Consider the following 14,637-nt stretch of genomic DNA (forward strand, 5'->3'; position numbering starts at 1 on the left):
GAACTCGGTGGCTGGACAGGATGTCGCGAACCTGAATCATCTATCGCAGGAAACGTGCCAACCTGAAAAACAGTGAAATGGTGCTGTAAATAGCTCGGATAGCGGATTTTTTGTCACTATTCATGCCAGCCCCGCTCCGCTGTGATGCATTCTTACACAGTATTGCTTAATTTTGGTGCATCACACTGGTGCGTTAGCAAAATGTAAAAACTTATTGTTTGTCCACCGTTCAGGAAAGAGAAAATAGAAATGACACTTTATGTCGAACGATTGGGAACTGGGCCCGACTTGGTGCTCTTGCATGGCTGGGGCATGAATGGTGCGGTATTCGATGGCATCAAAACCGAACTCTCGAAACAATTTCGGCTGCATATCATCGACTTGCCTGGGTTTGGCTATAGCGCTGATCTAGGTATCGAAGATCCGGATCTATCGAGCTGGCTGGATTTGATGCTGAAAGCGCTACCTGAGCGAGCTCATCTCCTCGGCTGGTCCTTAGGGGGCATGTTGGCCATCCGATTGGCGTTCTTGTATCCGGAACGGGTGCTGAGCCTGATCACAGTTGCCAGTTCGCCCCGTTTTGTCGCAGAACCAGAGTGGCCAGGGGTAAAACCGGAGGTGCTCACCAGCTTCTCGGCCCAGTTGCAGGCCGATACCCACAAAACCATCGAGCGCTTTCTGGCGATTCAGGCGCTGGGCAGTGCTTCGGCTCGCGATGATGTTCGAATTTTGCGCGAAAGGTTGCAATCTCGCCCCGTTCCTCATCCCCAAGCGTTGCGCACGGGCTTGAGTCTGCTGCAAGAACTGGATCTCCGGGCTGAGCTCTCTATTCTGGCTCGACCTGCTTTGCATCTTTTGGGGCGACTCGATGCCCTGGTTCCGGCAGCTGTACAGGAGGTTTGGCCGCAGTCGACACCTAGAGTGAAGTTCCATCTCTTTCGAGCCTCTGCTCATGCCCCCTTTATTACTGAAAGTAATGAGTTCGTGGCTGTCGTCAGTGAATTCATTACTGCGCAACCGAGGAATGACCTTTCTTCCACCGCTGTTTTGGCCAATAATTAGGCAGTGGTTGTGGTATTTGGAGGCAGACATGCAAATTAACAGTGCTCTCAATGCAGGCTATACCGGGCTGCAGCGGGCGACACAGCAGGTGGATGAGAGTAGTTCCAAGCTGGCGCAACTGGCAACGCAACCGGAAGCCGTGAACCCGACCGCTGAGCTGGTGAATTTAATGGTTGCTGAACAGAGTGGTCAGGCGTCCGTTAAGGTGGTCAAAGCCGCCGATGAGATGATGGGCACCCTGCTCGATGTTCGGGTGTGACGATGTGAGTGTCGGGTCGCGGGCCCGAAGAGATGATGAACTCATTTGAGATGAATCGAGTTTGAGATGAATATAGCACCCAGCTATCCCAATTTTGTGCCTCTGGCGCTGCAACCGGCTGTTGAAGCCGCGCGCCGTGACAGCCAGCAACGCGAGCTGATCCCCGCAGCTCAGCGCGGGGATGCTTATGCGAAAGAATCTCAGGTCGGTAGTGAAAAAGATCGGGCACGGAATAACGACAATCGTCCAGTCACATATCAACCGGAAAGCGGTAGCCGAGCTTCGACGTCACAACAAGATGTTGCGGCAGTCAATGATGAACAACAAGGTCGGCAGCAAGGCCAAGGCCAGGGGAGCGGTCAATCCGGTGGACGCTCCAGTTCCGGGGATGAGCAAACCAAACGTCAACAGCAAGCGGAACAGTTGATTGTTGATTCGCTGAAACAACGTGATCGCGAAGTCCGGGCTCATGAGCAGGCCCACCAGGCGGTCGGCGGCCAGTATGCCTCGGCTCCCAGCTTTACCATGCAGTCGGGTCCCGATGGTGGCCGTTATGCTACCGGTGGCGAGGTGCAGATCGATATCTCTGCAGAAGCAAATCCGGCAGCAACGATTCGCAAGATGCAGCAGGTTCAAGCTGCTGCTCTGGCCCCTGTCGACCCTTCCGGGCAGGATCATGCGGTCGCGGCCAAGGCCGCGCAGATGGCCATGGCGGCGCGCGCAGAACTGCAAAGCCAAGGTGCGAGCGCTAGTGCCCCTAAGACTCAAGATGGCGACAGTACCGCATCGACAAATGTGGAATCGTCGCCAGTGGTGAGTCGTAGCCGGAGTTATGTTCAGGAGTCCCTGACCGATTTGATGACGCAACGAGGGCAGGTTATCTCTCGCCGCTATGAATTGGCGTGGCAACCAGAGCCTGAATCCCAACTCAGCCGCTATGCCTGATTGACTGGCTCTTCCGGCGATTTCCGGCAACCCCTGAAAACCTTTGACGAACATTTTCAAATGAAAACGGGGAGCCTTGGCTCCCCGTTCGTCTTCCTGCTTACTTGCGTTTCGCTTTGGCGAAGGCATCGGCAAATGCGTTATTGCTCGGTGTTTCTTGTCGGGGGGCGCGCTCCTCGCGCCGGGGAGTCGGGCTGGCGGAGGCGGGAGCACGAGTCTCCCGATTGGCTGTCGCTTTGGGTGCCTGATCCTGCAGACGCATCGTCAGGGCAATGCGTTTGCGCTCTACATCCACTTCCAGCACCTTCACGCGCACTATGTCGCCCGCCTTGACGACTTCTCGCGGATCCTTGATGAAGCGGTCGGTCAGCGCCGAGATATGGACTAGCCCATCCTGATGCACGCCGATATCGACAAAGGCACCGAAGTTGGTGACGTTGGTGACGGTACCTTCCAGCACCATCTCGGGTTGCAGGTCGCGGATGGTTTCCACTCCTTCCCGGAAGGTGGCCGTCTTGAACTCGGGGCGTGGATCGCGGCCAGGTTTATCCAGTTCACCAATGATATCGCTGACGGTCGGCACCCCGAATCGAGGATCGGTAAACTCAGCGGGTTTGAGCTCTTTGAGGAGCGGACTGTTACCAATCAGTTCATGCACGGCTTTACCGGTGCGGGCCAGGATGCGCTCTACCACCGGATAGGCTTCCGGGTGCACCGATGAGGCATCGAGAGGATTGTCTCCACCCTGAATGCGCAGGAATCCGGCGCACTGTTCAAACGCCTTGGGGCCAAGACGAGTGACTTTCAGCAGTTGTGAACGGTTGCGGAATGCACCCTGTTCGTCGCGATGGCTGACAATATTCTGGGCCAGGGTTTTGCTGAGGCCGGAAACCCGGGTCAGCAGCGGCACCGAGGCCGTGTTCACGTCCACCCCGACGGCGTTGACGCAATCCTCAACTACAGCATCCAGATTACGCGCTAGTTGGCTCTGGCTGACATCATGTTGGTATTGACCGACGCCAATACTCTTGGGATCAATCTTGACCAGTTCGGCCAATGGATCCTGCAGTCGGCGGGCGATCGAGACGGCACCGCGCAGTGAGACATCCAGATCTGGAAATTCCAGTGCCGCCAGCTCGGATGCGGAATACACAGAGGCCCCGGCTTCGCTGACCACTACTTTTTGTGCCTGACACTCGGGGTTCTGTTTCAACATCTGGGCCACCAGCTTGTCGGTTTCTCGCGACGCGGTGCCATTACCAATGCTGATGAGTCCGACATTATGTTTCTGGCACAAGGCATGGATGGTCTGAATAGCCCGTTCAACCTGAAGTTTTGGCTCAAACGGGTAAACGGTGTCGGTTGCTACCACCTTACCGGTGGCATCGACCACCGCGACTTTGACGCCGGTCCGGATCCCCGGATCCAAGCCCATGGTGGCTTTCATTCCGGCGGGGGCCGCCATCAGCAGATCCTTGAGGTTGCTGGCAAAGACGCGGATCGCTTCCGCTTCGGCCAGCTCTCGTAGCCGCCCCAGCAACTCGGTTTCCATCTGGGTGGCGAGTTTGATCTTCCAGGTCCAGCTGACCACGCTGGCGAGCCAGCCATCGGCCGGACGCCCCTTGGCCTGAATGCCAACCTGATTCGCTATCATGGCCTCACAGGGGTGGGCAGCAGACTCGCTTTCGACACCGATGGCAAGGGCCAGGATCCCTTCGTTGCGCCCGCGCAACATGGCCAGTGTGCGGTGGGAAGGGGTCTTGGCAATCGGCTCCTGGTGTTCAAAATAGTCTTTGAACTTGGCACCTTCCTGAGCCTTGCCCGCGACTAGCCGGGATTGCAGCAGGCCGTACTGCCACAGGTAATTCCGCAGCTTTTCCAGCAGGGTGGCGTTCTCGGCAAAGCGCTCCATCAGGATATAGCGAGCGCCATCCAGTGCAGCTTTGGTATCGGGGAGCTGCAACTCAGGGTTCACATAGACCTGCGCTTCCTGTTCTGGATGACGAGTCGGATCCGTAAACAGCAACTCGGCCAGTGGCTCCAGACCCGCTTCAATGGCGATCTGGCCTTTGGTGCGCCGTTTTTGTTTGTAGGGCAGATAGAGATCTTCCAGCCGAGTCTTGGTGTCGGCGGCGATAATGTCGGCTCGCAGCGCAGGCGTCAATTTGCCCTGCTCGTCGATAGAATGGAGGATGACCTGCCGCCGCTCTTCGAGTTCACGCAGATAGCCGAGCCGTTGCTCCAGATTTCGCAGTTGGGTGTCGTCGAGTCCGCCAGTGATCTCTTTGCGATAACGGGCGATGAAAGGCACAGTAGACCCTTCATCCAGCAGGCGGATGGCGGCTTCGACCTGCTCGGGACGGGCATTGAGCTCGGTGGCTAGAATATGAGGAATGGATAGCATCTGGATTCTCTTCTGTAGCAACGGACGTGATCGGACGAGCACCCGATATCGGATATCTGATGTTTCATCGGGGGCTACAGCATAGCTCAGCTTGCCGGGAGCGAACAGCAGGGCAGGAAATAGCGCCGGATTCCGGGATCCCCATGCCAAGCTGGATGCTTAGTGCTTCAAACTCAGGGCTACAGTCGCTATAAAGGAGGCTCGCGTTTCGAGTCTGGATACTATTCCTCAAGTTTGCCTTATGAAAACAAATCTGATCACCCGAGAAGGCTATGAAGCCTTACAGCAGGAACTTGACCATTTGTGGCGTGAAAAACGACCCGACGTCACCAAAAAGGTGACCTGGGCGGCGAGTCTGGGTGACCGTTCCGAGAATGCCGATTACCACTATAACAAGAAGTTACTGCGGGAAATCGATCGGCGGGTCCGCTATTTGCGCAAGCGGTTGGAAGAGATCCGGGTAGTCGATTACTCCCCCCAGCAGGATGGCAAGGTCTTCTTCGGCGCCTGGGTCGAGATCGAAAATGATGCCGGCGAGAGCCTGCGGTTGCGGATCGTCGGGCCGGATGAAATATATCAGCGTAAGGATTACATCTCGATTGATTCACCTATGGCCCGAGCCTTGCTGAAGAAATCTGTGGATGATGAGGCACTGGTGGAAACCCCCACCGGGAAAAAAAGTTGGTATATCAACCTGATCCGTTATCCCTCTGCCAAAGAGTCCTGACCGGGATTTTGCAGTTTTGTTCTGGCATGTCGGTAATGGCTTTGCATGAAAAACCAAACGGACCTCGCGGTCCGTTTGTCATATGGGACGGATTGGAGCTGGATCAAGGGAGTTGAGGTCCGGCCGCAACCAGTCGCTTGCCTTCCTCGTTGTCAGTGTAGGGGACAAAGTTTTTAATGAAACGCCCGGCAAGATCCAGAGCTTTACTTTGCCATTCGGCATCACTGGAATAAGTGTCGCGAGGATCCAGAATGTGGGCGTCTACATTGGGCAACTCCAGCGGGATCGCCAGGTTGAAAATAGGCAAGGTCTTCATCTCGGCCTGCTCGATGGAGCCATCAAGGATGCCGTCGATGATGGCGCGAGTATCCTTGATGGAGATCCGTTTGCCGGTGCCATTCCAGCCCGTATTGACCAGATAAGCCTCAGCACCGGCTGCCTCCATACGCTTGACCAATTCCTCGCCATATTTGGTTGGGTGCAGCGTCAGGAAAGCTTTGCCGAAACAGGCGGAGAAGGTTGGTTGGGGTTCGGTGATGCCGCGTTCGGTACCCGCCAATTTAGCCGTGAAACCGGACAGGAAATGGTATTTGGTTTGCTCCTTGGTCAGCTTGGATACCGGAGGTAACACCCCGAAGGCATCGGCGGTCAGGAATATGACCTTGGTGGCATGCCCGGCGGCTGATACCGGTTTGACAATATTGTCGATATGGTAGAGCGGGTAAGAAACCCGGGTATTTTCGGTCTTGCTGCCATCATTGAAATCGACAACGCCCTGTTCATCGACGGTGACGTTCTCCAGTAAGGCATCCCGGCGGATAGCATTGTAAATATCCGGCTCGGCTTCCTTACACAGCTTGATGGTTTTGGCATAGCAGCCACCTTCAAAGTTGAAGACGCCGCTGTCGTCCCAGCCATGTTCATCATCACCGATCAGTGCTCGTTTCGGATCGGTCGATAGTGTGGTTTTACCGGTGCCGGAGAGACCGAAGAACACCGCCACATCGCCATCTTTCCCCACGTTGGCAGAGCAGTGCATGGAGGCAATGCCACGCAGTGGCAACAGGTAGTTCATGACCGAGAACAGGCCCTTCTTCATCTCGCCGCCATACCAGGTGCCGCCGATAACCTGCAGGTTTTCCGTCAGGTTGAAGGCGACAAAGTTCTCGGAGTTGAGTCCCTGTTCTTTCCATTGCGGGTTGACGCACTTGGAGCCATTGAGCACTACGAAATCGGGCATAAAGTCGACCAACTCCGCCTCGCTCGGACGGATAAACATGTTTTTGACAAAATGCGCCTGCCAGGCCACTTCGGTGATGATCCGAACCTTCAGTCGGGTATCCGGATTGGCTCCACAGTAGCCATCCACCACAAACAGACGTTTGCCAGAGAGTTCTTCGCCAACTAACTGCTTCAGGTGAGTCCATATTTCCGGGCTGATCGGTTTGTTATCATTCTTGCCGCCATCACTCCACCAGACAGTGTCTCGAGTCGTATCGTCCAGCACCAGATACTTATCCTTGGGTGAGCGTCCAGTGAAAACGCCGGTATCCACTTTGACCGCCCCCATAGAGGTCACCACACCGCGTTCGAAGCCGGTCAATGCCGGATTAGTTTCTTCGATAAACAGCTGTTCATACGAGGGATTGCGTACTATCTCGGCCACATCATGAATGCCGTATTGCTCGAGGCTTAATACATCAGCCAGGGTAGCTTGGTTTGCCATTGTCTTCTCCTGGTGTCGTAGCGGTATGGTCTATCTGGATCTGAGTCTAGACAGCGCTGACGGGGAGAAAAGCGACCCGAGTCAAAGAACCGGGATAGCTTATGAGCAGGATCGGGCTGGGTTGTTATTGGGCGTTGCTGATGCACCATTGAAATCGTTTCTTTCCAGTGACTTATACTGAAAAAGCCAAAATGGGCAGATGAATAATGACAACATAAAAGATATGGATAATGTGCGATGCAGCACCAAATTTGTGCGGGCTCTGCCATAAAAAGGAGGCCAATGGCCTCCTGTGGGGAAAGGGTGGTTGCACTCAGGCGTTAGTGTACCGCATCGTTACCGCTGGCCCGGTTGTCATTGAACAGCACTTGGGCATCAATGGCATCAAACAGATAGTGAGTACCGCAGTAGTCACAGTGCATATCGACTTGCCCCTGCTCTTGAATCATGGCTTCCACTTCACCTTGACCAAGTTGCAACAGCGCCTGTTCGCAACGCTGGCGGGAGCAGGTGCACAGGAAGCGGATGTCCTGAGGATCGAACACGCGGACTTCTTCTTCGTGGTACAAGCGGTAGAGGATCTCCTCGGCCGGCAAGGTGAACAGCTCTTCGTCCTTGATGGTATCTGTCAGTTTGCTCAGATGGTCAAACTGGTCGGCATGCTCCTCGCCACTGGCAGGGAGGGATTGCAACAGCATACCGGCCGCCAGCGGCGCATCATGGGTGCCGCCGGTGCGGATCCAGATCCGCGTGGCCAGCTGTTCAGATTGTGCGAAATAGCTTTCCAGCGAGCGAGCCAGACTGTCGGTTTCCAGTGCCACTATCCCCTGATAGCGTTCGCCCTCTTCCGGGGATATGGTGATGATCAACTGGCCATCGCCCACCAGGGCCTTGAGGGTCGGCTCCGTTGGCATATCGCCTTCCCAGCGCGCCACACCGCGCAGTTGTTGTTGGTCGTCGCCGTTGATCACTGCCAGCCGCACCGGGCCATTTCCTTGCAACTGCACCGTGATGGCACCTGAAAATTTCAAGGTGGCGGTGAGCAAGCTGGTTGCTACCAGCAATTCGCCCAACAAGCGGCGTACCGGCTCCGGATATGTCTGGGCCGCCACCATCTGGTGAAACGTCTCATCCAGTTGCACCAGTTCGCCGCGGACTTGGTAGTGTTCAAATAGATAGCGATACAGCTGATCCGGTTTTTTCATCATATCTCTCTATATATATGTCTTGGCTGCGGTTATGACTCTGTGTTGCCCTGTTTGAGGCGGACTAATTGACGTCGTTGTTTCTTGTCCGGCCGCTGATCCGGATGCGGGGCGTACAGGCTGTTCAGTCGTCGAGCCTCGGCTTGACGTTCGCGCTTGATGCGGCTGGCGTCAGTTTCGGCATATAACTGCTGGGCTTCCGGGGCGCTGCGTCTTTGTTCGCTGAGCTGCAGTACCACGACCTCTTTTTCCTCGTCGCTCTGTCGCAGGGTGATCAGGGCTCCGACTTCAAGCACTTTTCCGGGTTTGCTGCGCTGACCATTGTAGTGAACCTTGCCGCCTTCAATCATGGCTCGAGCGATGGCGCGAGTCTTGTAGAAGCGTGCAGCCCACAACCACTTGTCCAGACGCACCTGATTGCTGGCTGATTCGGCTTTTGTCATCGAATTGTCTCACCTTGTGTCACGCCGAACGATTATAACAGAGGATAAGGGCTGGCAGGATTCAGGAATTTGAACTAGCGCGGACTTGGTGGGTTGTCAGCTCTGAGCTGACGGGTGAGAATACCGAGCTCGTTCACAGGGCGAGGATTCTGTCATTTTGGTATTGCGACATCAGGGAATAGGCATGGAACCACGGGATCGTCTTGTTAAATGGCTGGCTGGCTTGCCCATATCCCGATTAAGCCAGGGTGCATTCGGGATATTACTGATCCTCTGTTGCCAGCAGTTGGCCACTCTGACCTGGCAACTGCTGCCTGCGGCCAAGGGGCCGGCACAACCCTTGATTCGTCCGACCCTGACGGGGAGCGGTGCGCCACCGGCCGCTAATCCGTTGGATGTGCGCTCTTTGCTGCAGCTGGCGTTGTTTGGTAAAGCAGAGGCGCCCGCAGCCAAGCGTCCGGTCGCTGGCAGTTCGGATCGACAGCAGGCCATGCCGCGTACGCGATTGAATTTGACGTTGACCGGGGTGTTGGCCAGTAATCAGGCCGATCGGTCGATCGCCATCATCATCAATGGCGGCGAAGAGTCGAGTTATGGCATCGGGGATCTGGTGACTGGTACCCAGGCCAGGTTACGGGATATTTTACCGGATCGGGTGATCCTGGATAACCAGGGGCAGGATGAAACACTGATGCTGGATGGTGAAGAGTTCAAGGCGCTGGGGCAGCAGCAACCGACAGCCCCAGAGGCGAGTGGTGGCACGCCCGAGCTGAGCCAATTACGTAACGATCTAGTGAAAAATCCGGGGAAGTTGCTCGATTATGTCAATATTTCCCCGATCATGACGGACGGCAAGATGCAGGGGTATCGCATCAACCCGGGCAAGGATGTTGCCTTCTTCCATCGCCTTGGACTGCAATCCAATGACCTGGCGGTCAGCATCAATGGCTATGACCTGCGCGATAATGGCCAGGCCATGCAAATCATGAATCAATTGTCTTCGATGACCGAGATGAACCTGACGGTGGAGCGTAATGGCCAGCAGCAGGATATCTACATCAAGCTGACGGAATAACTAAAACTGGAGTCACGCAGTTAATGAGTAACAAGGGAATCTCTACGCTACTGGCCTGTATCTTGGCCGCGACCCTGCTGGGCAGTCCGCTTGCCCGGTCGGCCGAGTTTTCTGCCAGTTTCAAAGGAACTGATATTCAAGAGTTCATCAATACGGTCGGCAAGAACCTGAACAAGACCATCATTGTCGACCCCTCGGTGCGTGGCAAAATCAACGTCCGCAGCTATGACCTGCTGAACGACGAGCAGTATTACCAGTTTTTCCTCAGCGTGCTGGATGTCTATGGCTTCTCCGTGGTGACCATGGATAACGGTGTGCTCAAGGTGTTGCGCTCCAATACCGCGAAAACCTCCGGGATCCCGGTGGTGGATGATGCGGCCCCCGGCTCAGGTGATGAAATGGTGACCCGGGTGGTTCCGGTGCGTAACGTCTCGGTTCGTGAGTTGGCGCCTTTGTTACGCCAGCTCAACGACAATGCCGGTGGTGGCAACGTGGTGCACTACGAGCCCTCCAACGTACTGTTGATTACCGGTCGTGCCATGGTGGTCAACCGTCTGGTGGATATTGTCCGTCGCGTGGATAAGGTCGGTGACCAGGATGTGGATATTGTGCGGTTGAAGTACGCCTCTGCTGCCGAGATTGTGCGTCTAATCAGTGCGTTGACCAAGGATGACGGCAAAACCAGCATGAGCTCTTTGTTAGCACCGAAAGTGGTGGCTGATGATAGAACCAATTCGGTGGTGGTGTCGGGCGATCCCAAGGCCCGGCAGCGGGTGATGCAGATGATCCGGCAGTTGGACAAGGATCAGCAAAATGACGGCAACACCAAGGTGTACTACCTCAAATACGCCAAGGCCAAGAATCTGGTCGAAGTGCTGACCGGCGTCAGCAAGAGTATTCAGGATAAGAAGCAGGGGGGCGGCCAGCAGGGCGCTGCTACTGCTAAAAAGATGAGCATCGAGGCGGATGAACAGACCAATGCGCTGGTCATCACTGCCCAACCCGATGAGATGCAGGAACTGGAGAAGGTGATCTCCCGACTGGATATCCGCCGCGCTCAGGTCCTGGTCGAAGCGATCATCGTCGAGGTCGCCAATGGCACGGGGGCACAGCTGGGCGTGCAGTGGGGTAATACCAATGCGGGCATGGTGCAGTTTGCCGACAGCACTACTTCCCCCCTCCCAGTTAGTACCTTCGTCGATGCGATTGGCTCGGATCCCAGCGATGCGAGCAAGAGTGCACTGGCTGGCGTATCGGGGGCGGCACTGGGTTTCTATCATGGCGACTGGTTTGCCTTGTTGACGGCCCTGCAGACCGACTCTAAGAGTGATGTTTTGGCGACGCCAAGTCTGTCCACCATGGATAACCAGGAAGCCGAGTTCAATGTCGGGCAGGAAGTCCCCGTTAAGACTGGCTCCCAGAGTTCGACCGATGCTTCGACGGTATACAACACCATCGAACGTAAGACCGTCGGCACCAAGCTGAAATTTAAGCCCCAGATCAACGAAGGCGATTCTGTGTTGTTGGAGATCGAACAAGAAGTGTCCAGTGTCGATAGCGCCAGTGCCAATAGCGATCTTGGTTCTACCTTCAATGTGCGCACCATCAAGAATACGGTGCTGGTCAAGAGCGGCGAGACTGTCGTGCTTGGTGGTCTTTTGGACGAGAAAACCAATGAGGTGGTCTCCAAGGTGCCTTTACTGGGGGATATCCCAGTACTGGGTGAGCTGTTCAAGTCCACCAGTACCGATAAGACCAAACGCAACCTGATGGTGTTTATCCGCCCAGTGATCCTGCGGGATCCGGTGACCTACTCCGGGATTTCCAACGCCAAATACAGCATGTTCCGCGCCGAGCAACTGGATCGGGCCAGCAAGGGTTTGCGCCTGATGCCCGATGAGATAACCACGCCGGTGATGCCTGCCTATGGCTCAGGTGCCACCTTGTCGCCTGAATTGCAAAAAGAGATCGAGCTATTCCGGGCCAAGCAGGCCGAGGCCGCAGCGGCGGGTCGTGCCACGACCCAAGGCCAGTGAGGGAGGTGCCGGTGTTGGAGCGGTCACAGGAGGTTCTCGGCGTCGAGTCACAGGCTGAATATGGTGATGGCGTGCGCCTGCACTTTGCGTTTGCCCGCGATCGCGGCGTCATTCTCGAGGGGCAGGAGGGCGAGTTGCGCCTGCTGTGTCGGCCATGTGTATCACCGGAGACTCTGCTCGAGGTGCGCCGGGTCGCCGGAGCGCCGTTCCGGGTCGAGTTTCTGGAGACGGAAGCTTTCGATGAACACCTGATGATGAGCTATCAACGTGATTCGTCCGAGGCGCGGCAGATGATGGAGGATATCGGCAACGAGGTCGACTTCTTCACGCTGGCCGAGGAGCTGCCGGACAACGAAGATTTGCTGGATGCCGAGGATGATGCTCCGATTATCCGGCTGATCAACGCCATGCTCAGTGAAGCCATCAAGGAAGAGGCCTCGGATATCCATATCGAGACTTTCGAGCGGCATCTGATCATCCGTTTCCGCATCGATGGCGTGTTACGTGAAATTCTGCGTCCTCACCGCAAACTGGCATCGCTGCTGGTCTCGCGGATCAAGGTGATGTCCAAGATGGATATTGCCGAGAAGCGGGTGCCCCAGGATGGCCGGATTGCCTTGCGCATTGGTGGGCGAGCGGTCGATGTCCGGGTTTCGACTATGCCCTCCAGCCATGGCGAGCGGGTGGTATTGCGCTTGCTGGATAAGAACAACGTCCGTCTGGAACTGAAACAACTGGGCATGACGGCGCGCAATCGGGAACATATCTCGACGCTGATCCGCAAACCCCACGGCATCATTCTGGTCACCGGGCCGACCGGCTCGGGCAAGAGTACCACCCTGTACGCGGCGCTGTCGGAGATCAACTCCAAGGACCGCAACATCCTGACGGTAGAAGATCCTATCGAATATGACCTGGAAGGCGTCGGCCAGACCCAGGTTAATACCAAGGTGGATATGACCTTTGCCCGCGGCCTGCGCGCCATTTTGCGGCAGGATCCGGATGTGGTGATGGTTGGGGAAATCCGTGATTTGGAAACCGCGCAAATTGCAGTGCAAGCCTCGCTGACGGGTCACCTGGTGATGTCAACTTTGCACACCAACACCGCCATCGGCGCTGTCACCCGCTTGCGGGATATGGGCATTGAACCCTTCTTGCTGTCGACTTCGTTATTGGCTGTTCTGGCCCAGCGGCTGGTGCGAACCCTGTGTCCGCACTGCCGTGAGCCTCATCAGCTGACTGAGCAGGAAAAACTGCTGCTGGGTCTTCCGGCGCAGGACAACCCGACCATCTACCGACCTAAGGGGTGCGAGGAGTGCAACTACTCCGGCTACCGCGGGCGGACCGGCATTCATGAATTACTGCTGGTGGATGAGGCGGTGCGGGAGGCGATCCACGCCGAAGCGGGTGAACTCGCTATCGAACGGATGATCCGCGCTTTTACCCCGAGCATTCGCAGCGACGGTCTGGATAAGGTGATGCTGGGCATCACCAGTCTGGAAGAAGTGCTGCGGGTCACCCGGGAGGATTAGCCATGGCTGCTTACGAGTATCAGGCCCTGGATGCCAAAGGCCGCCGCAAGCACGGCGTGCTGGAGGCTGACTCCGCGCGCCTGGTGCGTCAGCAACTGCGTGAGCAGGGACTGACGCCACTGGAGGTCACGGAGACGGTGGAAAAAGCCCGGCGTGAGGCGAGCGGTTTTTCACTGTTCCGACCGTCGATGAGTACCGGCGATCTGGCGTTGATCACCCGTCAGTTGGCCACCCTGGTGGCGGCTGCCCTGCCGATTGAGGAATCACTCAAGGCGGTGGCCGAACAGTGCGAAAAGCCCAAGCAGCGCACCCTGATCTCGGCGGTGCGCGGCAAGGTGCTGGAAGGCCATGCCATGGCCGAGGCGATGGCAACCTTTCCGTCGGTGTTTGACCAACTCTATCGCGCCATGGTGGCGGCTGGGGAAAAATCCGGTCACCTGGAAAAGGTACTCAATCGGTTGGCGGATTACACCGAACAACGCCAGCAGATGAAGAACAAGCTGATGCAGGCGATGATCTACCCGATTGTGTTGACGCTGGTGGCGGTCGGTGTGATCGCGATCCTGCTCTCCTCGGTGGTACCCAAGGTGGTCGAACAGTTTGTGCACATGAAGCAGGAACTGCCGCTATCGACCCGCATCCTGATGGGAGCCAGTGATTTTGTCCGTGATTATGGCCTTGCTGTGGTCCTGCTGCTGGGCTGCGCGTTACTGTTTTTCCGCTGGTGGAATCGCAAGCCGGAGCGGCGGATCCGTTATCACGCCTTGCTGTTGCGTTTACCGGTCATCGGTCGGGTCGCGCGCGGCATCAATACCGCCCGCTATGCCCGTACCTTAAGTATCCTCAACTCCAGCGCCGTACCCTTGCTGGAAGGGATGCGCATCAGCGGTGAGGTGTTGACCAACGATTACGCCCGCGCCCGGCTGGTGGCCGCCTCCGAGCGCGTGCGGGAAGGCAGTAGCCTGCGCACGGCATTGGAGCAGACCAAGTTGTTTCCGCCCATGATGCTGCACATGATTGCCTCGGGTGAACGCAGCGGCGAGTTGGACAACATGCTGGAGAGGGCGGCGGATAACCAGGATCGGGAATTCGAAGGTCAGGTCAATCTGGCTCTCGGGGTATTTGAACCGGCGCTGGTGGTGTCGATGGCGGCGATCGTGCTGTTTATCGTCATGTCGATCCTGCAACCGATCCTGGAATTGAATAACATGGTGAGCATGTAA

At 56.3% G+C, this 14,637-nt stretch carries 12 protein-coding genes; 8 read left to right on the top strand and 4 right to left on the bottom strand.

What is annotated here, in order from left to right; genetic code table 11:
• Positions 1-249: 249 nt before the first annotated feature.
• The 3 genes from bioH to ACYVG7_RS21400 all read left to right on the top strand — a co-directional run bounded on the left by bioH (position 250) and on the right by ACYVG7_RS21400 (position 2,266).
• Positions 250-1,062: a pimeloyl-ACP methyl ester esterase BioH gene (gene bioH, locus ACYVG7_RS21390; RefSeq protein WP_460885131.1), complete on the top strand. Its 813-nt coding sequence runs from the start codon at positions 250-252 to the stop codon at positions 1,060-1,062.
• Between the two features lie 28 nt (positions 1,063-1,090).
• The gene (locus ACYVG7_RS21395) at positions 1,091-1,321 is read left to right on the top strand and encodes a flagellar basal body rod C-terminal domain-containing protein (RefSeq protein ID WP_460885132.1); all 231 of its coding nucleotides are present in this window, start codon (positions 1,091-1,093) and stop codon (positions 1,319-1,321) included.
• A 66-nt stretch (positions 1,322-1,387) separates the two neighbouring features.
• Complete coding sequence (locus ACYVG7_RS21400) at positions 1,388-2,266, top strand: putative metalloprotease CJM1_0395 family protein (protein WP_460885133.1); 879 nt, start codon at positions 1,388-1,390, stop codon at positions 2,264-2,266.
• 100 nt (positions 2,267-2,366) lie between these two features.
• Here ACYVG7_RS21400 and ACYVG7_RS21405 read toward each other — a convergent pair whose 3' ends face one another.
• Positions 2,367-4,670, bottom strand: coding sequence for a Tex family protein (locus ACYVG7_RS21405; protein ID WP_460885134.1), 2,304 nt, complete (start codon positions 4,668-4,670; stop codon positions 2,367-2,369).
• Between the two features lie 241 nt (positions 4,671-4,911).
• On the opposite strand from ACYVG7_RS21405, the gene greB reads away from it, so the two are divergent.
• Complete coding sequence (gene greB / locus ACYVG7_RS21410; protein ID WP_460885135.1) at positions 4,912-5,397, top strand: transcription elongation factor GreB; 486 nt, start codon at positions 4,912-4,914, stop codon at positions 5,395-5,397.
• 103 nt (positions 5,398-5,500) lie between these two features.
• Here the strand turns inward: greB and pckA are convergent, their stop codons facing one another.
• From pckA to hslR, 3 genes are all read right to left on the bottom strand, one after another.
• Complete coding sequence (gene pckA, locus ACYVG7_RS21415) at positions 5,501-7,123, bottom strand: phosphoenolpyruvate carboxykinase (ATP) (protein WP_460885136.1); 1,623 nt, start codon at positions 7,121-7,123, stop codon at positions 5,501-5,503.
• Between the two features lie 320 nt (positions 7,124-7,443).
• Entirely contained in the window at positions 7,444-8,328 is an 885-nt protein-coding gene (gene hslO, locus ACYVG7_RS21420) for an Hsp33 family molecular chaperone HslO (protein ID WP_460885137.1), read from the bottom strand.
• A gap of 32 nt (positions 8,329-8,360) precedes the next feature.
• Positions 8,361-8,771 (bottom strand): ribosome-associated heat shock protein Hsp15, encoded by a 411-nt coding sequence (gene hslR, locus ACYVG7_RS21425; protein ID WP_460885138.1) that lies wholly within the window; start codon positions 8,769-8,771, stop codon positions 8,361-8,363.
• 184 nt (positions 8,772-8,955) lie between these two features.
• Here hslR and gspC point away from each other — a divergent pair, with 184 nt between their 5' ends.
• The 4 genes from gspC to gspF all read left to right on the top strand — a co-directional run bounded on the left by gspC (position 8,956) and on the right by gspF (position 14,637).
• Entirely contained in the window at positions 8,956-9,846 is an 891-nt protein-coding gene (gene gspC / locus ACYVG7_RS21430) for a type II secretion system protein GspC (protein ID WP_460885139.1), read from the top strand.
• Positions 9,847-9,869: 23 nt separating this feature from the next.
• Positions 9,870-11,882 carry a type II secretion system secretin GspD gene (gene gspD / locus ACYVG7_RS21435; RefSeq protein WP_460885140.1) on the top strand — a complete coding sequence of 671 codons (2,013 nt, stop codon included), beginning with the start codon at positions 9,870-9,872 and terminating at the stop codon, positions 11,880-11,882.
• Between the two features lie 71 nt (positions 11,883-11,953).
• Positions 11,954-13,414: a type II secretion system ATPase GspE gene (gene gspE, locus ACYVG7_RS21440; RefSeq protein ID WP_460885200.1), complete on the top strand. Its 1,461-nt coding sequence runs from the start codon at positions 11,954-11,956 to the stop codon at positions 13,412-13,414.
• A 2-nt stretch (positions 13,415-13,416) separates the two neighbouring features.
• Positions 13,417-14,637, top strand: a complete 1,221-nt coding sequence (gene gspF / locus ACYVG7_RS21445) for a type II secretion system inner membrane protein GspF (RefSeq protein WP_460885141.1) — start codon at positions 13,417-13,419, stop codon at positions 14,635-14,637.

It is taken from the genome of Pseudaeromonas pectinilytica (assembly GCF_054780855.1).